We start from the raw sequence: 25,706 nt of genomic DNA, 5'->3' as shown, positions 1-25,706 counted from the left end.
CCCGAGAGGGTGCTGTGGGTCCCCGCCGGTCGGCGGGCGCTCCCGGCCCGCCCGTACTCTGAAGGGGTGAGCACCACCCCCGAACCCGAACCCGAACGCGAACCCGAAGCTGAGTCGGCCGCCGCGCACCGGGACGCCTCCGGCGCCGAGCAGGCCCCTGCGCCCTCGCCCGCTGAGTCGGTCGCCGCGCACCCGGACGCCTCCGATGCCGAGCAGGCCCCCGCGCCCTCGCCAGCTGAGCGGCCCGCGGCGGTCAGGCCCGCGGCGAAGCTGATCTTCGATGACCCGCTGAACCAGCAGTCCTCGGACGACACCGACCGTGGCTGGGGTGAGCGCCCGGCCGGTGGGGACAGTGCCGCCGACCTCGCCCGGTTCCTCGACGAAAAGCCGCCCCACCACCTCTGAGCGAGGCGAGGGGGCGGCATCTGCCGGCCTTGGGCGCCTGCTACTCGTGGGTCTTCTGCGTGCCGATGGTGCCCGAGGTGGAGGAGGGCACGGACGGCGAGCCGGTGCGCTGGGCGAGCAGCGCATCGCGGATCTCGGTGAGCAGCTCGATCTCGGTGGGGTCCGCGGGGCCCGCCTCGGCCGCCTGCCGGGCCGCCTGGCGTTCCTTCCACTTGTTGATCGGAAGGATCATGAGGAAGTAGACGACCGCGGCGGTGATCAGGAACGTCAGGGCGGCGCTGAGCACCGAGCCCCAGAGGATGTAGATCCCGTCGGTGAAGGCGCCCGTCTTTGGATCCTTGGCGCAGGTGGCGGTCAGGCAGGACTGGTAGTGATCGAGGTTCTGCGAACCGAGCGCGCCCACGATGGGGTTGATGATGCCCTTCACCACCGCGTTCACGATGTTGGTGAAGGCCGCACCTACGACGACCGCGACCGCGAGTTCGATGACGTTGCCGCGCATCAGGAATTCCTTGAATCCCTGAAGGACGCCCTTGCTCTCGCTCACCTGACAGCCTCTTTCCATGCTCACTACGGACGGTGCACCAACAATCAGCACCGCAACTTACGGCAGGGCAGGGCAGGGGTGTCCAGTCGTGTGACACGAACCGTCGAGTGGCCGGTGCGGCTGCGCGGAACAGGTGGTTCCGGCGGAGTGGCCCGAGCGTGCGGACGGCGTGGACGGATACCGCGGTACCGGTGCGGTGGGCGCGCCCCCATTGGCGCGCGGCGGGTGCCCCGCCATTCGCAGCAGTCTCGCGTGGGGTGGGAGCAGATGCCACTTGATCTTGGGGCATGGTCACCGCCCTCCCGGTGCCGTTGCCGACGGGCAGCCGGGGGCGGGAGCGTCTCGTACGGCCCCGTACGACGCCCCGCCGGCCAGTGCTGCGGCGGTCATCGCCAGGCCGGCGGCCAGTAAGCGCTGTCGCGCGGTCCGTCCCCACCGGTGCCGGCCGCCGCCGGCCCGCACCGGCGGGAAGTGCGGCACTTCACACGGCGGGGGAGCGGGGAGCGGCGGAGAGGGGAGATCGGGGCCGGCGAGGTCGGAGGCATTGGCGAAGTCAGCGACAAGGGGCGCGGGCGAGGTGCGGAGCATGGTGGTACCGCCTGTGGGGTGGTGAGGTCGGATGAACCGCGGATCACCACCGTGCCGCACGACCCCGCCCGCCCGCTCCGGGCTGTGGACGACCCCGCCTCTGTGGACAACCCGGCCACCCGGGAGGGGGAGGCCGAGCGCGTCGTCGGGGTGTTACGGCAGCTCGATGCCCAGGTCCCAGCCGGCGTGGACGCCGGTGCACAGGCAGTCGCGGGCGGCGTTGTCGGGGAGCCCGGCGATCGCGTCGAAGAGGACCTCGCGCAGCCGGCCGACGTTCTCGGCGAAGACCCGGAAGACCTCCTCGTGGGAGACGCCCTCACCGGTCTCGGTGCCCGCGTCCAGGTCGGTGACCAGGGTCAACGAGGTGTAGCAGAGGCTCAGTTCGCGGGCCAGGACGGCCTCGGGGTGGCCGGTCATGCCGACCACCGACCAGCCCTGTGCGGCATGCCAGCGCGATTCGGCGCGGGTCGAGAAGCGGGGGCCCTCGACGACGACGAGGGTGCCGCCGTCGACCGGCTCCCAGTCCCGGCCGCGGGCCGCCGAAAGGGCGGCCCGGCGCCCGGTGGGGCAGTACGGGTCGGCGAAGGCCAGATGGACGACGTTGGGGACGCTCCCGTCGGGGAGGGGCTCGCCGTCGAAGTAGGTCTGGGCGCGGGCCTTGGTGCGGTCGACGAGCTGGTCGGGGACCAGGAGGGTGCCGGGGCCGTATTCGGGGCGCAGTCCGCCGACCGCGCACGGGCCGAGGACCTGGCGTACGCCGAGCGAGCGCAGTGCCCACAGGTTGGCGCGGTAGTTGATGCGGTGCGGCGGGAGATGGTGGCCGCGGCCGTGCCGGGGCAGGAACGCGACCTGGCGGCCGGCGACCTCTCCCACGAACAGCGAGTCGCTCGGGCGCCCGTACGGGGTGTCCACTGTGATCTCGGTCACGTCGTCGAGGAAGGAGTAGAACCCCGATCCGCCGATAACGCCAATCTCCGCGTCAGCCATGCCGGTCACACTATCGGGGCGCGGCGGCGGGAGGAGGGCGGGTGACGGAGAAAGGGAGCCGTGACGCGGCGGACCCCGCCGTCGGTGACGGCGGGGTCCGGAGAAGTGCGGGTCAGGCGGCGGAGCTGGTGCCCGAGGTGCTGCCGGCGGACGAGGAGGCGGCCGGGGTGGAGGACTTGCTGTCGGAGCTGCCGGACGAGGAGCCTGACGAGTCCGAGGAGGACGTCGTGCCCGACGAGGAGGAGCTCTTCGCGGGGCTGCTGCTGGACGACGAGCCGCGGCTGTCGTTGCGGTAGAAGCCGGAGCCCTTGAAGACGATGCCGACCGCGGAGAACACCTTCTTGAGGCGTCCGTTGCAGGCGGGGCACTCCGTGAGCGCGTCGTCGGTGAACTTCTGCACCGCCTCGAGGCCCTCGCCGCACTCGGTGCACTGGTACTGGTAGGTCGGCACTAGTCTTCCTCCTGGCACTCTCACTCGATGAGTGCTAACGACGCTCCATATTGCAGTATTCCCGCCCGCCAGTCCACCGTGACCGGCGGACGGTGACCGACTCCACGCTCGGTCAGGCGCGCGCCAGCTCCCGTTCCCGGTCTTCGGAAACGGCCGGGACCCGGTCGTCGGCGCCGTGCGCCGGGGCGTCGGCGGCCCCCGGCGAGGAGCGCGGCAGCAGGTGGGCGCGGAGCGTCAGCAGCACCGTCAGGGCCAGCGCCGTACCGGCCAGCGGCACCAGGAATCCGGTGCTCGGCCCGAAGCCGTCCGCCAGCTGGCCGGCGGAGGTGGCTGCGGCCGCCTGGCCCAGTGCGACCGCACCGGTCAGCCAGGTGAACGCCTCGGTGCGGGCGGCGGCCGGCACCAGCGACTCCACCAGCGTGTAGCCGGTGATCAGGGCCGGGGCGATGCACAGGCCGACGACCAGGCCGACGGCGCCCAGCAGCGGCACCGCGGTGACCGCCCACAGCGGGGTGGTGGCCAGCGCCAGCAGCCCGTAGGCGACCAGCAGCCGGCGCCGCGGGCCGACCTTCCAGGCGAGGGCGCCACAGGCGATACCGGCGAGCATGTTGCCGCCCGCGAAGATCCCGTAGAGCACGCCGTTGATGCCGGGCTGCCCGATGTGCTGGGTGAACGCCGTCAGCGAGACCTGCATACCGCCGAAGACGGCGCCGATGCCGAGGAACGCCACGATCAGGACGCGTACGCCGGGCACCGACAGCGCCGAGACGCGCGGCAGGTCGCCGGCCTGCGTCCGGTGCACGGCCGGCTGGCTGCGCCGCTGCGCGGCGAACAGCAGCCCGCCGGCCAGGGTCAGCGCGGCCTCGGCGACCAGCCCGGCCGCCGGGTGGATGCCGGTGCACAGCGCGGTCGCCAGCACCGGGCCGACCACGAAGGTGAACTCGTCGGTCACCGACTCGAAGGCGGCGGCCGTCGGCATCAGCGGGCTGCCGCCGAGCCGGGCGGCCCAGCGGGCCCGCACCATCGGGCCGACCTGCGGCGTCGAGGCGCCCGTGGGGACCGCCACCGCGAACAGCGCCCACAGGGGGGCGTGCGCGAGGGCCAGGGTGATCAGCGCCGCGACACCGGCGACATGCACCAGGACGCCGGGGATCAGCACCGCGCGCTGGCCGAAGCGGTCGGCGAGTTTGCCGCTCTGCGGGGCGAACAGGGCCATCGAGACACCGGTCGCGGCGGACACCGCGCCCGCGGTGCCGTACGAGCCGGTGGTGGATTCGACGAGCAGCACGATGCCGATCGTCAGCATGGCGAAGGGCTGCCGGGCCAGAAAGCCGGGCAGCAGGAATGTCCAAGCACCAGGGGTGCGGAGCAGTGGTCCGTATCCGGAACGGGAGTCCTTGACCGCGGATGCCACGGCCGGGCCTTTCTGCCGCCTGGTAGCGCCACCCGCGAGGTCGTCACGGGTACGCGCCGAGAGCTGTCCTCTCGCGCAGGACCGAGTGATACCGCGTGGTCCGCACCGGGGAAGGTGGCTCTGCGTGGCGCAGGGGACCGCGGCCGCCGAGCGGTCGCGCCAGCTCTGCATCAGGCAGAGTTGGTTCGTCGATGTGCCTCTTCATACTACAGGCCGCGGCGCGTGAAGCCCTGGGATTGGTCAGGGCTTCACGCGGAATTCCTTGGGATCCGTGGAGAGATGCAGCACATTTCCAGGCCCGGGGTGCGGCGGGACGTCAGCGGTGGCGGTGGCCGCGCCCCGCGGCGGGGCCGCCGGTGCCCAGCCAGCCGGCCAGCTTGCCGCCCCGGGAGACCGCCTGCAGCCGTTTCTCGGCCGCGTCGCGCACCGGGTCGGTGGCGACCACCAGCAGCTCGTCGCCGCGCCGCAGCACCGTGGAGGGCGAGGGCACGAAGCTGGAGCCGTCCCGTACGACGAGGGTGACCGCGGCGCCCGCGGGCATCCGCAGCTCGCCGACCTCGACACCGTGCATACGGGACGTCGTGCCGACGGACATGGACAGCAGATGGCCGCGCAGCCGCTCCAGGGGCGCCGACTCGATGCCCAGGTCGGCGGCCTCCTCGTCCTCGCCCAGCCGCAGCCGCTTGGCCAGCCAGGGCAGCGTCGGCCCCTGGATGAGGGTGTAGACCACGACCAGGACGAAGACGATGTTGAAGACCCGTTGGCTGCCGGGCACATCGCCCACCATCGGGATGGTGGCCAGCACAATCGGTACCGCGCCGCGCAGCCCGGCCCACGACAGCAGGGTCTTCTCCCGCCACGGCACCCGGAACGGCAGCAGCGCCACGAACACGGACGTCGGCCGGGCCACCAGCGTCAGGATCATGCCGATCACCAGCGCCGGGACGATGTCGGCGATCAGGTTGTGCGGGGTCACCAGCAGGCCCAGCAGGACGAACATGCCGATCTGGCCGAGCCAGCCGAGGCCCTCGGCGAAGCCGCGGGTGGCCGGCGCGTGCGGGAGTTTGGCGTTGCCGAGGATCACCGCGGCCAGGTAGACGGCGAGGAAGCCGGAGCCGTGCGCCAGGGCGCCGGCCGCGTAGGCGGAGACCGCGATGGCCATGACGGCGATCGGGTACAGACCGGACGCGGGCAGCGCCACATGCCGCATGCCGTACGCGCCGAGCCAGCCGATGGCCAGTCCGATGGCGGCGCCGATCGCCAGCTCCAGCGCGATCTCGCCGAGCAGGGCGTACCAGTGCTCGACCGGTCCCGACGTGGAGAACGCGACGACGAGGATGACCACCGGGGCGTCGTTGAAGCCGGATTCGGCTTCCAGTACGCCGGTCAGGCGAGCCGGCAGCGGCACACTGCGCAGCACGGAGAAGACGGCCGCGGCGTCAGTGGAGGACACCACGGCGCCGATCAGCAGCGCCTGGCGCCAGTCGAGTCCGGCCAGGTAGTGCGCTCCGGCCGCGGTGACCCCCACGCTCACCGCGACGCCGACCGTCGAGAGCGCCGCCGCCCGGGGCAGCGCCGGTTTGATCTCTTTCCACTTGGTGCCCAGGCCGCCCTCGGCGAGGATCACGACCAGCGCGGCATAGCCGAGGAGTTGGGTCAGCTCGGCGTTGTCGAAGACGACGCCGCCGGGCCCGTCCTGGCCTATGGCGACGCCTATCCCCAGGTAGATGAGCAGGCTGGGGAGCCCGCTGCGCGAGGAGAGCCGTACCGCGGCGACCGCAATGAGCAGTACGAGCGAGCAGATCAGCAGGAGTTCGTTGAGATGGTCGACAGTCAGGAGCTGATCCTTCCTCGCACGGGTTCCGGGGCGGGCTTTCCTTACCGTATCTAGTTACTGAGACTAACAATTTACCATTGCTTGAAGGTTGGATGTGCTGGTGGTGACTCCGCGTAGGGGTCGCCGAACCCGTGCGCCTATGGTTGCTCCAGCACTCCCACCCTGCCCCTCGAAGGACAGAGATGCCCGCCAACAAGTCCGGCCCAGTCCCCAGGAAGAAGAAGGGGCGGCGCGGCCGTCTCGTCGCGATCACGGTCGTGCTGCTGCTCGTGGCGGGCATCGGCTTCGGCGCGTTCTGGGGCGTCAGTACCGTTCGTGCGTCGTTCCCGCAGACCACGGGCTCGCTCAAACTCCCGGGTCTGACCAACCCGGTGGACGTCACCCGCGACGCCCACGGCATTCCGCAGATCTACGCCGACACCGACGAAGACCTCTTCCGCGCCCAGGGATACGTCCAGGCCCAGGACCGCTTCTGGGAGATGGACGTACGGCGGCACATGACCGCCGGCCGCCTCTCGGAGATGTTCGGCAAGAGCGAGGTCAAGACCGACTCGTTCCTGCGCACGCTTGGCTGGCGCGACGTGGCGCAGAAGGAGTACGACACCAAGCTGTCGCCCAGCACCAAGAAGTACCTCCAGTCCTACTCCGCGGGAGTCAACGCCTACCTCAAGGACCACGAGGGCTCGGCACTGTCCCTGGAGTACGCGGCGCTGGACTTCGAGAACGACTACAAGCCCGAGAAGTGGACGCCGGTCGACTCGGTGGCCTGGCTCAAGGCGATGGCCTGGGACCTGCGCGGCAACATGCAGGAGGAGATCGACCGCTCCCTGATGACCAGCCGCTTCACCCCCGCGCAGATCGCCCAGCTCTACCCGGCATACCCGTACAAGCGGAACAAGCCGATCGTCGAGGGCGGTGCGGTCGACCCCGCCTCCAAGGAGTTCAAGCCCGGCGGTTCGGCGAACGCCGCCCCGGCCGGCCCCGGCGGGGCCACCGTGGGCCTGCAGTCGCAGCTGTCCTCGCTGTCCAAGACGCTGGACAAGGTCCCGGCGCTGCTCGGCCCCAACGGCAACGGCATCGGCTCCAACTCATGGGTCGTCTCCGGCGCCCACACGACCACCGGCAAGCCGCTGCTCGCCAACGACCCGCACCTGGCACCGCAGATGCCCTCGCTCTGGTACCAGATGGGCCTGCACTGCCGCACCACGAGCCCCAGGTGCAACTACGACGCCTCCGGATTCACCTTCTCCGGTATGCCCGGCGTCGTCATCGGCCACAACCAGGACATCTCCTGGGGCATGACCAACCTCGGCGCGGACGTCACCGACCTGTACCTGGAGAAGGTCAACGCCGACGGGTACTTCTACGACAACAAGCAGCGGCCCTTCATAACCCGCAAGGAGACCATCAAGGTCGCCGGCGGCGAGAGCCACGAGATCACCGTCCGGTCCACCAAGAACGGGCCGATCGTCTCCGACCGCGACGACGAACTGGCCGATGTCGGCAAGGACGCCCCGGTCGGCAACGCCGCCCCGGACCGCGGTGACGGCTACGGCGTATCGCTGCGCTGGACCGCGCTGGACCCCGGCAAGTCCATGGACGCCGTCTTCGAACTCAACCGCGCCAAGGACTGGAACGACTTCCGCAAGGCCGCCGCGCACTTCGAGGTCCCGTCCCAGAACCTGATCTACGCCGACACCAAGGGCAACATCGGCTACCAGGCCCCGGGCCGGATCCCCGTCCGCGGCAAGGGCGACGGCCAGTTCGACGGCACCTACCCGGCGCCCGGCTGGAACCCGAAGTACCAGTGGACCGGCTACATCCCGCAGAAGGCCCTGCCGTACGAGTACAACCCCAAGCGCGGCTACATCGTCACCGCCAACCAGGCCGTCGTCGACGAGAAGTACCCCTACCTCCTCACCAAGGACTGGGGCTACGGCTCCCGCAGCCAGCGGATCAACGACCTGATCGAGTCGAAGATCAAGGACGGCAGCAAGGTCTCCACCGACGACATGCAGACCTTCCAGAAGGACAACAGCAGCGAGATCGCACGGCTGCTGACGCCCTACCTGACGAAGATCGACATCAAGGACAAGTACGTCCGCGACGCCCAGCAGCTGCTGGAGGGCTGGGACTTCACCCAGGAGCCCGACTCCGCCGCGGCCGCCTACTTCAACGCCGTCTGGCGCAACACCCTCAAGCTCGCCTTCGGCAACAAGATGCCCAAGGAAGTGCGCCCCGACGGGCAGTGCCTCACCGTCCGCCCGGCCGACGAGACCGGCCCCGCCGACGAGAACGACAAGTACATCCGCGAATGCGGCGAGCGGGCCGGTGACTCCGCCCAGCCCGACGGCGGCGACCGCTGGTACGAGGTCGTCCGCACCATCCTCGACGACCCGGACAACGCCTGGTGGAAGACCGAGGACCGGCCCAACCGCCCCGGTGACAAGAACCGCGACCAGCTCCTGGCACACGCCATGAAGGACGCGCGCTTCGAGCTGACCTCCAAGCTGGGCAAGAACATCGACAACTGGAGCTGGGGACGGCTGCACCAGATGTTCCTGAAGAACCAGACCCTGGGCACCGACGGGCCCGGCATCCTGCAGGGCCTGTTCAACCGCGGCCCCTGGAACGTCGGCGGCGGCGAGGCCGCGGTCGACGCCACCGGCTGGAACGCCGCCGGCGGCTACAAGGTCACCTGGGTCCCGTCGATGCGGATGGTCGTCAACCTCGCCGACCTCGACAAGTCCCGCTGGATCAACCTCACCGGCGCCTCCGGGCACGCCTACGACGCGCACTACTACGACCAGACCGACAAGTGGGCCAAGGGCGACCTGCTGCCCTGGGCGTACAGCGAGCAGGCCGTCAAGAAGGCGGGCAAGGACACGCTGACGCTGTCGCCGTAGGGGCGGGCGGCGCGCACGCCGCCACCTGGTGATCGCTGAGCCGTCGGGCGGGCCGGAGGATTCCGGTCCGCCCGACGGCTTTCCGGCTCCGCCGGGCCGCCCGCCCGTCCACGGGCGCCTCAGTCCTCCGGACGCTCTCCCGGCTCCGTGAACCGGTGCACCCCCGACGGGGTCACCGCGGCATGCACATGCCGGTCGTGCGCCTCGCCCGGCACCTCCGCCAGCACCTCCGCGTCATACAGCAGCACCACCAGCGACGCCCGCGCACCGGCCCGCTCCAGCCGCGACAGCACCCGGTCGTAGGAGCCGCCGCCGCGCCCCAGCCGCAGCCCGCTGCGGTCCACCGCGAGCCCCGGCAGCAGCACCACGTCCGCCTCCGTGACGGCCTCCGGGCCCAGCCGCTGCCCGTCCGGCTCCAGCAGCCCGCGGCCCGCCCGTACGAGCCCCTCCGCGCCCTCGTAGAGCGCCCAGTCCAGATCGTTGTCGGCCAGCAGCACGGGCAGCAGCACCCGCACCCCGGCCGCCCGCAGCAGGTCGAGCAGGGCGCGGGTGGAGGGCTCACCGCCCATCGAGACATAGGCGGCGACGGTCGGCAGCGCCTCGGGCCGCGGGGCGAGGGGCCACACCAACTCGTCCAGCTCCAGGGCACGTCGGGCCAGCGCCTCGCCCGTCGCCGCGACGACATCCGGCGGCAACGCTCTCCTTACCTCCAGGAGATCCCGCCGCAACCTGCGCTTTCTATCGTGCTCAATGCTCACTGTGCGCCCTTGCTCCCGCTCTCGTGCTCTATTCACCGGTCCCTCATCATCGTTCCGATAGGGCCGGTTATGGTGTCGCGCATGACCGCATCGCACACACGGATCAGCAAGGCTGTCATCCCAGCAGCCGGCCTCGGCACCAGGTTTCTCCCCGCCACCAAGGCCACACCCAAGGAGATGCTCCCGGTAGTCGACAAGCCCGCCATCCAGTACGTGGTGGAGGAGGCGGCCGCCGCCGGGCTCTCCGACGTCCTGATGGTGACCGGCCGCAACAAGCGCCCCCTAGAGGACCACTTCGACCGTAATTACGAACTCGAAGAGGCGCTGCACCGCAAGGGCGACGAGTCCCGGCTCGCCAAGGTGCAGGAGTCCAGCGACCTGGCGACCATGCACTACGTACGCCAGGGCGACCCCAGGGGCCTGGGCCACGCGGTGCTGTGTGCCGCACCCCACGTGGGCGACCAGCCCTTCGCGGTCCTCCTCGGCGACGATCTGATCGACCCCCGTGACCCGCTGCTGCAGCGCATGGTCGAGATACAGGAGCAGTACGGCGGCTCCGTCATCGCCCTGATGGAGGTCGACCCGGCGCAGATCCACCTCTACGGCTGCGCGGCGGCCGCCCCGACCGGCGACGACGATGTCGTGGCCGTCTCCGACCTGGTCGAGAAGCCCGACCCGGCCGAGGCCCCCAGCAACCTCGCCATCATCGGCCGCTACGTCCTCGACCCGGCCGTCTTCGAGGTGCTCCGCAAGACCGCCCCGGGCCGCGGCGGCGAGATCCAGCTCACCGACGCCCTCCAGGCGCTGGCCGCCGACCCCGCCCTCGGCGGACCGGTGCACGGCGTGGTCTTCAAGGGCCGCCGCTATGACACCGGCGACCGCGGCGACTATCTGCGTGCCATTGTCCGACTGGCATGCGAACGTGAAGACTTGGGCCCGGACTTCCGGACCTGGCTTCGCAGTTACGTCACCGAGGAGATGTAAGACGTTGAACGGCACCACCGACCAGACCCGCCACCAGGACCGCGTCTGGTCGGTGGCCGAGCATCTCGACGACGTCCTGTCGAAGATCGACCCGCTGGACCCGATCGAGCTGCAACTCCTCGACGCCCAGGGCTGCGTCCTGGTCGAGGACATCACGGTCCCGGTCGCCCTGCCGCCCTTCGACAACAGCTCCATGGACGGCTACGCGGTCCGGGCCGCCGACGTCGCGGACGCCACGGAGAGCACCCCGGCCGTCCTCACCGTCATCGGCGATGTCGCGGCGGGCAGCGGCGAGCTGCCCGGGATCGAGCCCGGCCAGGCCGTCCGCATCATGACCGGCGCCCCGGTGCCGCCCGGCGCCGACGCCGTCGTCCCCGTCGAGTGGACCGACGGCGGCACGGGCCAGGGACCGGCCGCCTCGATGCGCGCCCACAGCGCCGCCCCCCAGGACGCCGGCGGCGAGGTCCGCGTCCACCGCCCGGCCGCCGCCGGCGCCCATATCCGCGCCCGCGGCAGCGATGTCACCGAAGGCGAGCCGGCCCTGCGCGCGGGCACGGTCCTCGGCCCCTCCCAGATCGGCCTGCTCGCCGCCATCGGCCGCGGCACGGTCCGGGTCCACCCCCGCCCCCGCGTCGTGGTGCTGTCGACCGGCAGCGAACTGGTCCAGCCCGGCGAGGCGTTGGGGCCCGGCCAGATCCACGACTCCAACAGCTTCCAGCTCACCGCCGCCGCCCGCGACGCCGGAGCCATCGCCTACCGCGTCGGCGCCGTCGCCGACGACGCCGAGACCCTCCGCTCCACCCTGGAGGACCAGCTCATCCGGGCCGACATCCTCGTCACCAGCGGCGGCGTCAGCGTCGGCGCGTACGACGTCGTCAAGGAGACCCTGGCCGCGCTGTCCGCCGAGGAGGGCACGGTCGAGTTCCGCAGGCTGGCCATGCAGCCCGGCAAGCCCCAGGGCTTCGGCCTCATCGGCCCCGACCGCATCCCGCTCCTCGCCCTGCCCGGCAACCCCGTCAGCTCGTACGTCTCCTTCGAGCTGTTCGTCCGCCCGGCCATCCGCGCCCTCATGGGCCTGCCCGAGGTCCACCGCCCCACCACTCCCGCCAAGTGCACCGAGGCCGTGGCCTCCTCGCCCAAGGGGAAGCGCCAGTTCCTGCGCGGCTCCTACGACGCCGAGGCCGGCACGGTCACCCCCGTCGGCGGCGCCGGCTCCCACCTGATCAAAGCCATGGCGCACGCCAACGCGCTGATCATCGTCCCCGAGGACACCACCGAGGTCCCCGCGGGCGCGGAGGTGGACATCGTCCTGCTCGGATAGCCCGCTGCCGCCGGGGGTACGGTGTCGTCCCACAGGCGGCAGTTTGGTACCGGGAGAACGATGAGCAGCGGCCAGCAACACCTCACCCATCTCGACGCGGCGGGCGCGGCGCGGATGGTCGACGTCTCCGAGAAGGACGTCACCGCCCGCACCGCCCGAGCCCGTGGCCGCGTCCTGGTGTCAGCGCAGGTCATCGAGCTGCTGCGGGGCGAGGGCATGCCCAAGGGCGATGCCCTGGCCACCGCCCGGATCGCCGGCATCATGGGCGCCAAGCGCACCCCCGAGCTGATCCCGCTCTGCCACCCGCTGGCCGTCTCCGGCGTGACGGTGGACCTCTCCCTCACCGACGAGGCCGTCGAGATCACGGCCACGGTCAAAACCACCGACCGCACCGGCGTCGAGATGGAGGCGCTCACCGCCGTCTCCGTCGCCGCCCTCACCGTCGTCGACATGGTCAAGGCCGTCGACAAGGCCGCGGTGATCTCCGACATCCGCGTGGAGGAGAAAACCGGCGGAAAGTCCGGCGACTGGAGCCGGTCATGACACCCGCACGCGCCCTGGTCGTCACCGCCTCCAACCGCGCCGCGGCCGGCGTCTACGCCGACAAGGGCGGCCCACTGCTCGCCGAGGGCCTGGCGGCCATGGGCTTCGAGGTCGACGGCCCGCAGGTGGTGCCCGACGGCGAGCCGGTGGAAGCAGCCCTCCGCGGCGCCGTCTCCTCCGCCCGCTACGCCGTCGTCCTCACCACCGGCGGTACGGGCCTCTCGCCCACCGACCGCACCCCCGAGGCCACCCGCCGGGTCCTGGACTACGAGGTCCCCGGCATCCCCGAGGCGATCCGCGCCGCCGGCCGCACGAAGGTCCCCACCGCCGCGCTCTCCCGCGGCCTGGCGGGCGTCGCCGGGACGACCCTGATCGTCAACCTCCCCGGCTCGTCCGGCGGCGTCCGCGACGGCCTCGCCGTCCTCGCAGACCTGCTGCCGCACGCCGTCGACCAGATCCGCGGCGGCGACCACCCCAGACCTTCCGGGAGCCCGAGCTGAACGCGCCCTGGCCGGTGGTCCTGACGGACGGTGAGGTCACCCTCCGCCCGATAAGGGTGCGCGACCAACGGGAATGGCGCGAGGTCAACCGCCGTAACCGCGACTGGCTGCGGCCCTGGGAAGCCACCATCCCGCCGCCCCCGCCCGGCCTCGCCCCGCCGCACCGTCCCACGTACCGTCAGATGGTCCGCCATCTCCGTGCCGAGGCGCACGCCGGCCGGATGCTGCCGTTCGTCGTCGAATACCGCGGCCGGCTCGTCGGCCAGCTGACGGTCGCGGGCATCGCCTGGGGCTCCATGTGCTCCGGCCATGTCGGTTACTGGGTCGACCAGGAAGTCGCCGGCCGCGGTGTCATTCCGACGGCCGTGGCGCTCGCCGTCGACCACTGCTTCCGGTCCGTGGGCCTGCACCGCATCGAGATCTGCATTCGCCCGGAGAACACCCCCAGCCGCCGGGTGGTCGAAAAGCTCGGTTTCCGCGAAGAAGGCATCCGCCCGCGCTACCTTCACATCGACGGCGCCTGGCGCGACCACGCCGTTTACGCCCTCACCGCGGAAGAGGTGCCCGAAGGCCTGCTCAACCGCTGGCGGCGAGGGAAACCCCGCACGCCGGGCGCACCCCACAAATAAAATGAATGTTCGAATCTATTCCCTGATTGACCGGATTGGCTGAGGTGCTGATCTCTACGATCACAAAAAAGTTCGAGATATCAGCCAGATCGTGCGACACACCGGCTCAATTGGCGGATGGCCCCACGCAAACCCCTCTACCGTGTGAGTTGTGAGAAGCAGCGGCCTCATCTACGCAGTCATCGTCGGGGCCTGGGCCGCCTACCTGGTGCCGATGTGGCTCCGTAGGCAGGACGAGCTCAACGAGGCCCGTCCGACCGAGCGCTTCAGCACCGCCATCCGGCTGCTGTCCGGACGTGCGGCCATGCAGCGCCGCTACGACAAGCGGCACGGGGAGTACCCCGCCGACGATGCGGGCGACGAAGCGGACCCGGACGCTCCGGCCGACGAGGCCGCCGCCCGGGACTTTGGCGATCCCGCTCCGGCGGACCCGGCCGAGGCCGTCCACACCCGGGTGCAGGCCACCCCGCCGCGCCCCTCCGCCGCCGAGCGGACCAAGCGCGCCAAGGTCCTCGCCCGCCGCCGGCGCACCATCACCATCCTGTTTCTCACCTTCACCGTCGGCGCCATCGTCGCCGCGGTAGGCGGTATCCCCTTCCTCTGGGCCCCTGCCCTTCCCGCCCTCCTCCTGACCGCGTACATCATTTACCTGCGCGCCCAGGAGCGGCGGCGCTTCACCTTCACCATGGACCGGCGCAAGGCGGAGGCGGCGGCCCAGCGACTGCGGGAGGGCAGGCGCCGCCCTCAGCAGGCGGCCGACCAGCCGCCCGCCGACGAGCACCCGGCCGACGCCCGCGCTGACGCCCCGGCCGACGCCGCCCCGGAACCGCCCCGCCCCGCGACCCCCGCCCACACCGCGGGCCGCCGCGCCCTGGTCGAGGAGACCGACCACGCCGAGTGGGTCGACCAGCAGCGCGAGCGCGAGCGTCCGAGCCCCGCCGCCGGCAGCTGGGAGCCGGTCCCGGTCCCCCTGCCCACCTACGTCACCGCCCCGGTCGCCCCGCGCGCCACCAGCCATGTCGACCTGGACGCCGACGACGCCTGGAGCTCCGCCCGCTCCAGCGCCGCCCCCGACCACCCCCAGCCCGACACGCCCTCGCAGGACCGCCCCACCCACCCCGGCCGCCGCACCCGCGGCCGCACCCCCCTCTTCGACCAGTACGAGGACGAGGACCGCCCACGCGCGGCGAACGAGTGACGGCCCTCCGCTGACCAGCACCGGAAGCGATTTCCGAGCACCGCGACCGAGATGCTAGAGTTTCACTCGTCGCAAGGGCCTGTGGCGCAGCTGGTAGCGCACCTCGTTCGCAACGAGGGGGTCAGGGGTTCGAATCCCCTCAGGTCCACAGCACGTCAAAGCCCCCTCCGGGAAGATCCGGTGGGGGCTTTTTCGCGTCGTGCGGCAGTGAAGTACGCCACCGTCTGAGCGTCGGCGTATCGGTGTACCGGCGTGACTGCCACGGTGCCTCCGGCAAGCTCATCCCCGCCCCTGGGTACGGCAGGAACGCACAACAGCCGCGGCGGCCGTCGGAGCCCGGGGCTGAGGGGGACTCAGGGGTGGTGAGGCGGGGGCTTGTCGGCCGGTGGGCCGGGGGTGTCTCCCTAGTGGTGGTGCCTGTGGTGGCGGTGGTGGTGCTTGGGGCGGTGGTGGTGGCGGTGGCGTGGTGCGGTGGAGGTGCGGGGGGTGAGGCGGATGCCGTGTTTGGCCAGGTAGGTGAGGGGGTTGATGTCCGTGCCGTAGTGGCGGCCGGTGCGTACCTCGAAGTGGAGGTGGGGGCCGGTGGCGCGGCCGGTGGCGCCGCTGTAGCCGAGGCGGGTACGGGCGCGGACCTTCTGGCCGGGGCGGACCGTGATGCGGGAGAGGTGGCCGAAGAGGGTGTAGCGGCCGTCGTTCATGCGGATCGTCACGGCCTTTCCGTAGGCGCCCGACCGTTTGGCGAGGACCACGGTGCCGGAGCCCACGGACCTGACCTTGGTCCCGGGGCGGACGGCGAGGTCGATGCCCGTGTGGTGACCGGCCTGCCAGGTGCCGCGGACGCCGTAGGGCGAGCTGATGCGGTGGCGGGCCTTCGTGGGGTGGCTCCAGGTGCCGGCCGGGGCGGCGACGGCCACCTCGGAGGCCGCCAGGGTGAGGACGCAGCCCATGGCCGTCGGGGCTATGGCGAGCAGCAGCATTCTGCGCAGCGGGGTGCTTTTGCGGAACGTGGTCATAGTTGCGAGCCCACGCCCTGTGGCCGGTGGTCGCATCCCGGGGCGGGGCACCGGCCCGCCGAACGGGTGGCGGACCGCCCGCCGGACGGGACCCGGCGGCCCGTGCGGCCGATGGGGTGACGGGCTTGGGGTCGGCGGCCGGGCGGTGTTCGCGGAGCCGGTGCCGGGGCCGGTGCCGGGGTCGGTGCCGGGGTCGGTGCCGGGGCTGGGGCGGTGACGGGGCTGGGGCGTTGAAGGGTCGGCTCAGGCAAGCAGGCGCTCGGCCGCCTTGAGGACCTCGCCGGCGCCGTCCTCGGTGGCGAGACGGTGGGCGGCGGCGGTGGCGTGATCGCGGCGGGCGGGGGCGGCGGTGGCCTGGGTAATGGCGTGGACCAGGCGGGCGACGGCGTGGTCCGTGGACAGGTCCTTGAAGGGGATCGGGGCGGTGGCGACACCCAGGGCGGCCAGGCGGGCGGCCCAGAAGGGCTGGTCGGCGGTGACCGGGACCGGGACGGTGGGGACTCCGGCGCGCACCCCCGCGGCGGCGGTGCCGGCGCCGCAGTGGTGCACCACCGCGGACATCCGGGGGAAGAGGAGCGCGTGCGGGACCTCGCCGATGGTGAGGAGGTCGTCGTCCGCGGAGGTGTGCCGGGTGGTCAGACCGGCCCAGCCGGACTGGAGGATGCCGCGGACCTTGGCGCGGCGCAGGGCGGCTGCCGCGAGAGCACTCAGACGTTCGCCCTCGCCGCCCGCCATGCTGCCGAAGCCGATGAAGACCGGCGGCGGGCCCGCGGCCAGGAAGTCCTCGACGACGGGCGGGAGTCGGTCGTCCGGCGCATGCCAGGGCCACCAGTTCCCCACGACGTCGAGGCCGGTGCGCCAGTCGGAGGGGCGGGGCACCAGGACCTCGCTGAAGCCGTACAGGACCGGCCGGCCGGCGGCCTCGGCGCGGCGGCGGACCGTACGGGGTGTGGCGGCCGGCAGCCCGAGGCGGGCGCGCATCTCGCGGGCCGCGTCGGCGTAGAGACGGTCGATGACGCGGAGGGAGAGCCGGCCGGCGGCGCGGTTGCCCCAGCGGCCCAGTGAGCGACCGCCGCTGATGACCGGGGCGAAGTCGCCGGTGGGGGCGGCGGGCACGAGGGGCAGCTCCAGGGACGGGATGCCTCTCGCCTCGGCGAGGTGGTGGCCGAGCGGTGCGGTGGTGGCGGAGAGCAGGAGCAGGTCGGTGTCGTCGCGGGCGGCGTCGGCGATACCGCCGCCCAGTTCCTTGATGAAGGCGGCGGCCTGGCGCATGAGGGCGCGGGTGCCGCCGGGGGCCGGGGGCCGGGCCTGCTCGGTGGCGTCCTCGGGGTCGGCGCGACGGGTGCGGGGGTCGGCCGGCAGCCGGCGGAACTCCAGGCCGGCGGCCCGTACGAGCGGGGCGTAGCTGTCGTGGGTGGCGAGGGCGACCTCATGGCCTGCTGCGCGGAGCCGGGCGCCCACACCGGTGTACGGGGCGATGTCGCCGTGGGATCCGGCGGCCGTGATCAGGATGTGTGTCATGGGTGGTCGGCCTCGGCCTTCTTCGGGTCTGGGGAGTGTGGTGGGTGGTGGGTGCTTGCGCTCTGTGTGCTGCGGCGGGCATGCGGCCGTGCGGCCGTGCGGCCGTGCGGGCATGCGGGGATGGCAGGCATACGGGCATGGCGAGGCGGCAGACGTGGCGAATGCAGGGGGTGGGGCGTATGGGGCGGATGCAGTGGGTGTGGGGGAGGTGGCGGAGGCGGTGGGAATGGGGTGCCGCGGTCGTTCCTCGTGTGAGGTGGGCCGGGCCGGGGAGGCGGTGGGAGATGCGGCCGACGGGTATCCGGGCGTCAGGCGGGGCGACCGGGGGCCGCCGGGAAGTGCGTGCGGCGCTCATCCCTCGTACGGCGCTTAGCTCTCGTACGGCGCTCGTCCCTTGTGCGGCGCTCAGCCCCGTGCGGCACTCATCCCCAGTACGGCGCTCAGCCCCCGTGCGGCGGTGACTGGCGTACCGCGTTGGCGTGTACGGCGGTGCGGAGGTACGGGGCGAGGCCGGGGCGTTGTTCGGTGGGGGGTACGACCAGGGCGAAGGCGCGGGGATCGGTGGCGAAGTCGTCGGCGATCCGGCCGTGCATGTCGGTGGGGCACGGGGTGAACCAGCGGGCCACGTGCTGTCGGTGCTCCTCCGCGAGGTCCATGGCGGGTGTGCCGTCCGCCGGCTCCCCGGCGTCGAAGGCGGCGAGGAGCCGTACGCGCCAGTCGGCGGACTCGGCCATGATCTTCGCCCAGTCCTCCTTGGAGTGTGCGGCGGCCCGCGCCATCGAGCGCTGATGGCCCTCGTGGTGCTGCCACTTGAGATGGGCCTGGGTGGCGTAGGTGAGGTCGAAGGCCACCTCGCCGAAGACCTCGAACCGCTCCTCGGGGGTCAGCTCCACACCGGTCTGCTGGACCTCCATGGCGTGTTCGGCGACCTCGACCAGCCGTTGCAGCTTGGTGATCTGGTCGTTGAGGAGGCGGTGCCGGGCGCGGAGGTGGTCCAGGGCGTTGGCCTGCGGGTCCTCCAGGATGGTGGCGATCTCGTCGAGGGGGAAGCCGAGTTCCCGGTAGAAGAGGATCTGCTGCAGCCGGGCGAGGTCGGTATCGCTGTAGAGGCGGTAGCCGGCGGGGCTGCGGTCACTGGGGGAGAGCAGGCCGGCCTTGTCGTAGTGGTGCAGGGTCCGCACCGTGATCCCCGCGAAGCCGGAGACCTGCCCGACCGAGTAACTCATCGCAGCGCCTTTCGTCCCGTGGTGTCCGGCCGGCCCGCCGTCTTCCGGTGGTGGTGAGGCCACCGGTGGCCGGGGCCGTGCCGTTCCTTCAGCGTGCGGCCTGACGTTGCGTGAGGGTCAAGCGGGGAGAGAAGGGGTGAGGAGAGAAGGGGTGAGGAGAGAAGGGGCGGGGCGGGAGCGCCGGGGCGTGGCGCCGCCGCTCCCGCCCGGGGCGACCGCCGGGCTCGACAGTCCGGCTCAGCGGCCCGGCTCAACCGTCCGGATCAGCTGTCCCGAGCAGCCGTCAGGCTCAGCCGTCCGAATCAGCCGTCCGGATACCGGTCCTGCAGTACGGAGTTCATCAGCGCCTGGACGTCCTCCCGGGCCAGTCCCTCCGCGCGGGCCCGGTCCGTCCAGGAGCGGAGCTCCTCGCGGAGCAGGGTGTCCGCGGCGGACTGGGGGCGGGCGAGTGTCCGGCTGACGAAGGTGCCGAGGCCGGGGCGCGGTTCGACCAGGCCCTCGCGCTCCAGCTCGCGGTAGGCCTTGAGGGTCGTATTGGGGTTGACCTTGGTCGTGGCGGCCACCTGTGCGGCGGTCGGCAGCCGGTCGCCCTCCACCAGCACACCCAACCGCAGTGCCTGCTGGACCTGTTGGACGATCTGGAGGTAGGTGGCGACACCGCTGCGACGGTCGATCCGGAACTCGACGACGCTCACCACCTCTCTGCTTCTTCCGCCCGTGCCGTCCTGTGGGGCACCGGGGCCGGGCTGTCCGACCGCTTGATGATCAGGCCGGCCGTGCCGGGTGTCAAAGCGCCGCCCGGCACGTGCCCCGTACGGAATTCTCCCGCGGCCGGCCGCCCGTATCGGCCGTCGCGCGGCTGGCCGTTCAGAGTGGCCGCCGGTGTGCCCGCCAGACGACGAACGCCAGCACCACGACGGTCAGCGCCAGCAGGATCCCCGCGCCCCGCCACTGCATTCCGGCCATCTGCCCGTAGTCGAAGTACTGGGTCACCCGGTTGACGATGCCCAGCTTGGCCCGGCAGGCCTCGGCGTCGCCGTTGACGCAGGTGCCGAAGCCGTAGAGCGTGCCGTCCGCGGTGGACACCCAGTCGTCCACCCGTACGGCGTCGACCGGCAGGCGGGGGCCGTCGTCGGATGCGTACGGGTAGGTGACGCTGCGCAGGGCGCCGAGCCGGGGGCGTACCTGCTCGGCCCAGAGCACGCCGGTGACCACGGTGAAGACGGCGGTGGCCGCGATGGCCGGTACGACCCGCTTGATCAGCATGCCGATGGCGATCCCGCAGGCGGTCAGGAACAGGGTCCTGGCGACGGGGACGGGGCCGGTGCTGTCGAAGGGGCCGCCCGCCAGCCAGTCGCTGCCCATGGCCAGTTTGTGCGCCGGCGTCCACAGCCAGGTGAAGGCGGCCGACAGCAGGGTGGTGCACAGCACCGCGACGGCCAGCGGCAGGGCGAGGGTGGCGGTGATCCAGCGGCCGCGGCTCACCGACTGGGTGGTGACCAGCTTGATGGTGCCGTGCTCCTGCTCGCCGGCGATGAGCGGTGCGCCGACGAAGATGCCGATGAGGACGGGCAGGTAGTCCAGCAGCTGGCTGCCGCTGAGGAACACGCTGCCGTAGGCGTTCTGGAAGTCGTTGGCCAGCCGCCCGTCGGGGTCGGGGGTGGTTCCCCGGGTGTGCAGGAAGTCCATCACGCCGATGCGCTGGTAGGCGAAGGTCGCGCATCCCACGACGGTGACCAGCAGGGCGAGGCGCAGGAAGGTGCGGTGCCGGCGGCAGACCAGCCAGGGCAGGCCGTGCAGCAGGCCGCGGCGGCCGGTGGCCGTATGGGGGAGGCCGCTCGCCCCGTCCGTGGTGTCCGTGGCACCGGTGAGGCCGGATGTGCTGGTGGTGCTCATGCCGCGGCCCCTCGCTGTCCGTCGACGCGGGACTCGTCCGCGATCAGGGTGGGGGCGTCGGGCGAGCGCAGATAGGCCAGCAGGACCTCCTCCATGCTCGGCGACAGCACCTCCCAGCTGTCGGAGTGCGGGCCGCCGCTCCGGATCAGGGCGCTGAACTGCCGCCCGGTGAGCCGGGATTCGACCACGGTGTGCTGCCGCCGCAGCTCCTCGGGCACCCCGTCGTCCCCCTCGGCGACGCCCGTCACCAGCAGGTGTGCGGGGATCAGGTCATCGGTCTGGCCGGCCATCCGCAGCCTGCCCTCGGCGAGGACGAGGAGGTAGTCACACATGACCTCCATCTCGGAGAGCATGTGGGACGACATCAGGACGGTCGTGCCGTGTTCGGCGGCCTCGGCCATCAGCAGCCCCGACATCTCGTGCCGGGCGAGCGGATCGAGGTCGGACATCGGCTCGTCGAGCAGCAGCAGCTCGGGCCGCTTGCCGAAGGCGAGGGCGAAGGCGACGCGGGTGCGCTGGCCGCCCGAGAGGGTGCCGATGCGGGCGCTGAGCGGGACCTTGCCGGAGCGGACGATCCGCTCGGCCAGCTCCTGGTCCCAGCGCGGGTTGAGCTCACGGCCCAGCCGCAGCGTCTCGGCCACCGTGAAGCGGGGGTAGAGGGGCTTGTCCTGGGCGAGGAAGGAGACCCGGGACAGGACGGCCGGGTCGGAGACCGGGACACCGAACAGCTTCAGCGTGCCGGTGGTCGGCTGCACCAGCCGGGTCGCGGTGCCCAGGAACGTGCTCTTGCCGGCGCCGTTGGGGCCGACGAGGGCGCAGATGTGGCCCGCGGGGAGCCGGAAGGAGCAGTCCCGCAGCGCCCAGCCGCGACCGTACTGCTTCCCCAGTCCTTCGGCCTCGATGGCCCATGGGCTCGGGTCGCTCACCCGGATCCCCCCTTTAGCTAGTTGATTAGTGGAATGAGTATGGGGAGCGGCCCGGACGCCTGTCAATAAATTCGGGCCGGGGCAGCGATGGGGCCGGGCCGGGCCGGGGTCGGGCCGACGGGGCCGGGAGCCCGCCCGCGCGCGGGCCGAGCGCCGCCCCGGCTGGCTCAGCCCTCCGCCACCAGCGGCTTCGCCATGCACCGGCTGTCGTCATACGTCCGGTACAGACCGAACTTCTCGACGAGTACGTAGCCGCACGAGGCATAAAGCTCCAGCGCCTCGGGCTGCTTGATCCCGGTCTCCAGCACCATGCGGGAGCGCCCCGCGGCCCGGGCGTCCGCTTCCAGGGCGGCCAGGATCCGCCGGGCCAGCCCCCGTCCGCGCGCCTCCGGGACCACGAACATCCGCTTGATCTCGGCGTCGCCGACCGCGTACCCCTCCGCCGCGTCCTCCTGCCGCCGCCATCCGCCGGTGGCCAGCGGGCGGCCGCCGTCGTACGCGATCAGGTACGCACCGTGAGGAGGGGTGAACATCTCCGGGTCCAGCGGGGTCATGTCACCGTCGCCGTAGCGCCGGGCGTACTCCTGCTGGACCAGCTCATCGAGCGTGACCGCGTCGGGGTGGTCATAGCGGACGGGACGTATCTCCATTCCAGAAATCGTACGGGCGGGCGGACGCCCGGCGCGACGAGGTACGCGGGGTCGGTATCGTGCCCGGATGCTCACCGTGACCTCTGTGAATGTGAACGGGCTGCGCGCCGCGGCCAAGAAGGGCTTCGTCCCGTGGCTGGCGGGGACCGCGGCGGATGTGCTGTGCCTGCAGGAGGTACGGGCCGAGACCGCCCAGCTCCCGGACGACGTGCGCGAGCCCGCGGGCTGGCACACCGTGCACGCGCCGGCGGCCGCCAAGGGACGGGCCGGGGTCTCGCTCTACACCCGGCGGGAGCCGGACCGTGTCCAGGTGGGCTTCGGCTCGGCGGAATTCGACACCAGCGGCCGCTATGTCGAGGCGGACCTGCCCGGTGTGACCGTCGCCAGCCTCTATCTGCCCTCCGGTGAGGTCGGCACCGAGCGGCAGGACGAGAAGGAACGCTTCATGGCGGAGTTCCTGCCGTACCTCGTCGAGCTGCGCAAGCGGGCCGCGGCGGACGGCCGTGAGGTGGTGGTGTGCGGCGACTGGAACATCGCGCACCAGGAGGCCGACCTGAAGAACTGGAAGGCCAACCGGAAGAAGTCCGGCTTCCTCCCGGAGGAGCGCGCCTGGCTGACCGACGTCCTGGACGAGGCCCGCGGCGGCTATGTGGATGTCGTCCGCGGCCTGTACCCGGACACCGAGGGCCCGTACTCGTGGTGGTCGTACCGGGGCCGCGCCTTCGACAACGACGCGGGCTGGCGCATCGACTACGCCATGGCCACCCCCGGTCTCGCCGTGCGCGCGGTGAAGGCGTCGGTGGAGCGGGCGGCCAGCTGTGACCAGCGGTGGTCGGACCATGCGCCGGTGACGGTGGTGTTCGAGCGGTAGCTTGCGGCAGGACGGCCCCGTCCGACTGTGGTGCTCGCCGTCGCCGGACGGGGCTGCTGGAGGCACTTCGGCTTCCCGGGGCCGAAGCGGTCCGCCCCTCACTGCCTGGGCAGTACCCCAGTCAAGGGCGGACCGGGGCGAGAGTCTGAGCCCGTCGGCTCAGACGGGGCACGTCTGCCCGCTCCGGGCTTGTCCGGTCGGGGGCCCACTCGCCTTCCACGCGGTGGCCGGTACCAGCCCACGTGATCACCTCCGGGCCGCCTTTGTGCCGTGTGGGTGCCGCCGGATCTCTACATTGCAGTCGCTCACCTTGGAGCCGTCTCCGGCGCGCCGCGCGGCGTCCCGCTCCCTGGCCAGTGCGCCGCACACATCACAGCCGGGCACGGGCACGGGCTCCAGGTCCATCCATAACGGCAGTTCTGTTGGTGCCGTCGGGTATTTCGTGGGCTCTGTCATGGCCCCCATGGTCGCTACACCGCTAGCTCACACGGGAGTTGACCAGCGTTGACTACAGTGGAAGTCACTCGGTCAACCCCTGCGTGATGAGGCGCGATGCGTGACGACGACTTCGCTGATCTTGCCCGCCGTGCTCTGCATGACAACGGTTACTCGATAAAGGCCGCCGCGCGTGCCATCAACTACGACCCCGCCTACCTGTCCCGGGTGCTGAACGGGAAGCAGCAGCCGTCGCCCAAGCTGGCCAGGTCACTTGACGAACTGCTCAAGACCGGGGGAGCGCTGGCCGGAACCCTGCTCGACGTTGACGAGCGCTCTCGGATGACCCGCAGCGTGGCCAACCCCTCCCGGCTGGACGCGGGGACCGTGGACGCCCTGGCCGGCATCCTTGCCGCGTACCGGCGGCTGGACGACACGGTCAGGCCCCAGTCGGTACTTCCGGCCACCCTGACCCAGATGAACGAAGTGATCCACCTGCTCAAGGGCGCCCGGGGGCCACATCGCGACCGACTGGCGGAAGTCGCCTCTGAGTTCCTCCAGTTCGGCGGATGGATGCTCGCTCAAGAACGCCAGGACGCCAAGGCAGTGCACCTGCTGAACGACGCGGTGGAGCTGGCGGACGAGGTGGGCAACGGCACGCTGGCCGCGCAGGCGCTCAACTTCAAGGGGTACATCGCACGTCAGCAGGGCCGGCCGCACGGGGTTGCCCGCTGGTACTCCGCCGCCGCGTACACCCCGGGCGCGCACCCCGCGCAGCGTCTCGGGGACATGCTCCAGGCGGCAGCGGGCATGGCGGAGTCGGGGGAGCGGGACGACGCACTCCGCTTGGTCGAGAGCGCGGAGAGGCTGACGGCCGCTGCCGCCGAACTGCCGCCCCCGGACACGGCTTACTGGCTCACGCCCGAGTTCAACCGCCTGAACATGGGTCTGGCGAATCTGGGTCTCGCTCGCTACGCGGATGCCGTGGACCACATCACGGCAGGGCTTGCAGGGCTGCCTGATGAACTTCGCGACGCCCCGTGGACTTGGGAGCACCGCGACGCTCTGAAAAGGGCGGTAGCGGCGCGGTAACCCGTACGGTGAGAGACCGCCGCCCTAGCGGAAGTCGGCCTCTTTCGGGTTGTTGTGGATGTCATGCATAACGGCCCGCCGGGGGCCGGCGGGCCGTTATGAGGGGAGGGGGGTCAGTGGTGCGACCCGGGTGTCAGGAGACGCGGGAGAACTTCACGTAGCCGCCGTTGTCGGGGCGCTCCCAGATGCCGCGGAAGGCCCAGTTGATGTAGCCGCCGTCGCCCTGGTTCGTGAACTCGCCGTCCTCGAACACCCAGATGCCGTAGACGACACCGTCATAGGTGGCGGTGCCGAACGACTTCACGCCGTTGAAGTGGTCCTCGTACGGCTGGCTCAGGTTGTGGACCATGACGTTGTACTTGCCGTCGGCCGCGTAGAACGCCGACTCCATGAAGCTCTTGACGAAGCCCTCGCGGTTCTGGGCGGTCTTGATCGACGCCTCGATCTTGTTGGCGATGCCGAGAACGTCGACGTTGAAGTTGAGGTTCGCGTTGGCGCCGACGCTGACGGGCGACTCGCCCGCCGCCGCGGCGGCGGCGACCGGCGTGGCCGAGGCCGTCGCCGGGAAGGCCACGGCCGTGCCGCTCAGCGCCGCGCACAGAGCCGCCGTGGCAAGGCTCTTCTTGACAATGTTCTTGGTGAACATGGTTCTCCTTCATGGGGGGTGCGGACAGCAGGCCCCTCCGGTCCCCGATGCGGGTTGTGGAGACCGGAGAGGCGGCCCGGGGCAGCCGCTGGGGAATGCCACTGCGCCGGTGCGAAAGTGATGATCCGTGGCCCGGCTCATGATTCGCTCACGTCGTGATCATGGAGTCCGCCGACGGTCCGCGCTTTTTATTGACTTCTTGTCAATTCGCTGACGGTGTCCACATAGTGAGAGCGGAAGAGGAAAACGGAACCCAGTGTTCCTAACGGTGGTCTTCCAGGAGAAAAGGGCGGTTTGCCGTGCGTCCACCGGCGGCGTGAACTCGAGGTCACAATGGTTCAGTTGCGGCTACTAGGGCCAGT

At 71.5% G+C, this 25,706-nt stretch carries 25 protein-coding genes and 1 tRNA gene; 11 read left to right on the top strand and 15 right to left on the bottom strand.

The features are described 5' to 3' along the window. Window positions 1–66 precede the first annotated feature (66 nt). On the top strand, window positions 67–405 hold the full coding sequence (locus NUT86_RS17475) for a hypothetical protein (protein ID WP_274736232.1): 339 nt from the start codon (window positions 67–69) through the stop codon (window positions 403–405). A gap of 40 nt (window positions 406–445) precedes the next feature. On the opposite strand, the gene mscL is transcribed toward NUT86_RS17475, so the two are convergent. The 5 genes from mscL to NUT86_RS17450 form a co-directional block, all read right to left on the bottom strand. Next, window positions 446–952 carry a large conductance mechanosensitive channel protein MscL gene (gene mscL / locus NUT86_RS17470; protein WP_274736230.1) on the bottom strand — a complete coding sequence of 169 codons (507 nt, stop codon included), beginning with the start codon at window positions 950–952 and terminating at the stop codon, window positions 446–448. A 741-nt stretch (window positions 953–1,693) separates the two neighbouring features. Next, window positions 1,694–2,527: an S-methyl-5'-thioadenosine phosphorylase gene (locus tag NUT86_RS17465; RefSeq protein WP_148590779.1), complete on the bottom strand. Its 834-nt coding sequence runs from the start codon at window positions 2,525–2,527 to the stop codon at window positions 1,694–1,696. Between the two features lie 112 nt (window positions 2,528–2,639). Next, complete coding sequence (locus NUT86_RS17460) at window positions 2,640–2,978, bottom strand: FmdB family zinc ribbon protein (protein WP_109890372.1); 339 nt, start codon at window positions 2,976–2,978, stop codon at window positions 2,640–2,642. Window positions 2,979–3,090: 112 nt separating this feature from the next. Further along, on the bottom strand, window positions 3,091–4,392 hold the full coding sequence (locus NUT86_RS17455) for an MFS transporter (protein WP_274736227.1): 1,302 nt from the start codon (window positions 4,390–4,392) through the stop codon (window positions 3,091–3,093). 316 nt (window positions 4,393–4,708) lie between these two features. Then, window positions 4,709–6,229 carry a potassium/proton antiporter gene (locus NUT86_RS17450; RefSeq protein ID WP_274740519.1) on the bottom strand — a complete coding sequence of 507 codons (1,521 nt, stop codon included), beginning with the start codon at window positions 6,227–6,229 and terminating at the stop codon, window positions 4,709–4,711. A gap of 182 nt (window positions 6,230–6,411) precedes the next feature. Between NUT86_RS17450 and NUT86_RS17445 the strand changes: the two genes are divergently transcribed. Then, window positions 6,412–9,135, top strand: coding sequence for a penicillin acylase family protein (locus NUT86_RS17445; protein WP_274736225.1), 2,724 nt, complete (start codon window positions 6,412–6,414; stop codon window positions 9,133–9,135). A 119-nt stretch (window positions 9,136–9,254) separates the two neighbouring features. Here NUT86_RS17445 and NUT86_RS17440 read toward each other — a convergent pair whose 3' ends face one another. Continuing rightward, on the bottom strand, window positions 9,255–9,830 hold the full coding sequence (locus NUT86_RS17440) for a 5-formyltetrahydrofolate cyclo-ligase (RefSeq protein ID WP_229838342.1): 576 nt from the start codon (window positions 9,828–9,830) through the stop codon (window positions 9,255–9,257). Window positions 9,831–9,974: 144 nt separating this feature from the next. Between NUT86_RS17440 and galU the strand changes: the two genes are divergently transcribed. From galU to NUT86_RS17405, 7 genes are all read left to right on the top strand, one after another. Further along, window positions 9,975–10,877: a UTP--glucose-1-phosphate uridylyltransferase GalU gene (gene galU, locus NUT86_RS17435; RefSeq protein WP_018091134.1), complete on the top strand. Its 903-nt coding sequence runs from the start codon at window positions 9,975–9,977 to the stop codon at window positions 10,875–10,877. A 4-nt stretch (window positions 10,878–10,881) separates the two neighbouring features. After that, window positions 10,882–12,198, top strand: a complete 1,317-nt coding sequence (gene glp, locus NUT86_RS17430) for a molybdotransferase-like divisome protein Glp (protein WP_274736222.1) — start codon at window positions 10,882–10,884, stop codon at window positions 12,196–12,198. 60 nt (window positions 12,199–12,258) lie between these two features. Continuing rightward, the gene (gene moaC, locus NUT86_RS17425; RefSeq protein WP_148590773.1) at window positions 12,259–12,741 is read left to right on the top strand and encodes a cyclic pyranopterin monophosphate synthase MoaC; all 483 of its coding nucleotides are present in this window, start codon (window positions 12,259–12,261) and stop codon (window positions 12,739–12,741) included. Next, complete coding sequence (locus NUT86_RS17420; protein ID WP_159487933.1) at window positions 12,738–13,241, top strand: MogA/MoaB family molybdenum cofactor biosynthesis protein; 504 nt, start codon at window positions 12,738–12,740, stop codon at window positions 13,239–13,241. Before moaC ends, NUT86_RS17420 begins: the two co-directional genes overlap by 4 nt. A gap of 14 nt (window positions 13,242–13,255) precedes the next feature. Continuing rightward, the gene (locus NUT86_RS17415; protein ID WP_018091130.1) at window positions 13,256–13,870 is read left to right on the top strand and encodes a GNAT family N-acetyltransferase; all 615 of its coding nucleotides are present in this window, start codon (window positions 13,256–13,258) and stop codon (window positions 13,868–13,870) included. Window positions 13,871–14,021: 151 nt separating this feature from the next. Next, on the top strand, window positions 14,022–15,068 hold the full coding sequence (sepX, locus tag NUT86_RS17410) for a divisome protein SepX/GlpR (RefSeq protein ID WP_018091129.1): 1,047 nt from the start codon (window positions 14,022–14,024) through the stop codon (window positions 15,066–15,068). A gap of 75 nt (window positions 15,069–15,143) precedes the next feature. After that, a tRNA-Ala gene (locus NUT86_RS17405) sits at window positions 15,144–15,216 on the top strand. 256 nt (window positions 15,217–15,472) lie between these two features. On the opposite strand, the gene NUT86_RS17400 is transcribed toward NUT86_RS17405, so the two are convergent. The 7 genes from NUT86_RS17400 to NUT86_RS17370 form a co-directional block, all read right to left on the bottom strand. Then, window positions 15,473–16,081 carry a M23 family metallopeptidase gene (locus NUT86_RS17400; RefSeq protein WP_274736218.1) on the bottom strand — a complete coding sequence of 203 codons (609 nt, stop codon included), beginning with the start codon at window positions 16,079–16,081 and terminating at the stop codon, window positions 15,473–15,475. Between the two features lie 243 nt (window positions 16,082–16,324). Then, window positions 16,325–17,602: a glycosyltransferase gene (locus tag NUT86_RS17395; RefSeq protein ID WP_274736216.1), complete on the bottom strand. Its 1,278-nt coding sequence runs from the start codon at window positions 17,600–17,602 to the stop codon at window positions 16,325–16,327. Between the two features lie 440 nt (window positions 17,603–18,042). Beyond that, entirely contained in the window at window positions 18,043–18,828 is a 786-nt protein-coding gene (locus NUT86_RS17390) for a MerR family transcriptional regulator (protein WP_109890355.1), read from the bottom strand. 302 nt (window positions 18,829–19,130) lie between these two features. Next, on the bottom strand, window positions 19,131–19,526 hold the full coding sequence (locus NUT86_RS17385; protein WP_274736213.1) for a GntR family transcriptional regulator: 396 nt from the start codon (window positions 19,524–19,526) through the stop codon (window positions 19,131–19,133). Window positions 19,527–19,695: 169 nt separating this feature from the next. Then, window positions 19,696–20,724, bottom strand: coding sequence for an ABC transporter permease (locus NUT86_RS17380; protein WP_018091125.1), 1,029 nt, complete (start codon window positions 20,722–20,724; stop codon window positions 19,696–19,698). After that, complete coding sequence (locus NUT86_RS17375) at window positions 20,721–21,650, bottom strand: ABC transporter ATP-binding protein (protein ID WP_274736211.1); 930 nt, start codon at window positions 21,648–21,650, stop codon at window positions 20,721–20,723. The genes NUT86_RS17380 and NUT86_RS17375 overlap by 4 nt, the downstream gene beginning before the upstream one ends. Before the next feature lie 167 nt (window positions 21,651–21,817). Continuing rightward, on the bottom strand, window positions 21,818–22,300 hold the full coding sequence (locus tag NUT86_RS17370; RefSeq protein WP_159487970.1) for a GNAT family N-acetyltransferase: 483 nt from the start codon (window positions 22,298–22,300) through the stop codon (window positions 21,818–21,820). A gap of 67 nt (window positions 22,301–22,367) precedes the next feature. On the opposite strand from NUT86_RS17370, the gene NUT86_RS17365 reads away from it, so the two are divergent. Next, window positions 22,368–23,171, top strand: coding sequence for an exodeoxyribonuclease III (locus tag NUT86_RS17365; RefSeq protein WP_274736208.1), 804 nt, complete (start codon window positions 22,368–22,370; stop codon window positions 23,169–23,171). 246 nt (window positions 23,172–23,417) lie between these two features. Here the strand turns inward: NUT86_RS17365 and NUT86_RS17360 are convergent, their stop codons facing one another. Continuing rightward, the gene (locus NUT86_RS17360; RefSeq protein ID WP_274736206.1) at window positions 23,418–23,627 is read right to left on the bottom strand and encodes a hypothetical protein; all 210 of its coding nucleotides are present in this window, start codon (window positions 23,625–23,627) and stop codon (window positions 23,418–23,420) included. A gap of 96 nt (window positions 23,628–23,723) precedes the next feature. Here NUT86_RS17360 and NUT86_RS17355 point away from each other — a divergent pair, with 96 nt between their 5' ends. Further along, a complete protein-coding gene (locus tag NUT86_RS17355; protein WP_109890349.1) occupies window positions 23,724–24,698 on the top strand; it encodes a helix-turn-helix domain-containing protein in 975 nt (324 codons plus the stop codon). A 133-nt stretch (window positions 24,699–24,831) separates the two neighbouring features. On the opposite strand, the gene NUT86_RS17350 is transcribed toward NUT86_RS17355, so the two are convergent. After that, window positions 24,832–25,344, bottom strand: coding sequence for a stress protein (locus NUT86_RS17350; RefSeq protein WP_148591883.1), 513 nt, complete (start codon window positions 25,342–25,344; stop codon window positions 24,832–24,834). Between the last annotated feature and the right edge of the window lie 362 nt (window positions 25,345–25,706).

Source organism: Streptomyces sp. G7(2002) (genome assembly GCF_028870195.1).
In the GTDB taxonomy this organism is placed as follows: Bacteria; Actinomycetota; Actinomycetes; order Streptomycetales; family Streptomycetaceae; genus Streptomyces; species Streptomyces nigrescens.
Note: the sequence above shows the minus strand (reverse complement) of the source record. Positions and strands in the feature narration are given on the sequence as shown.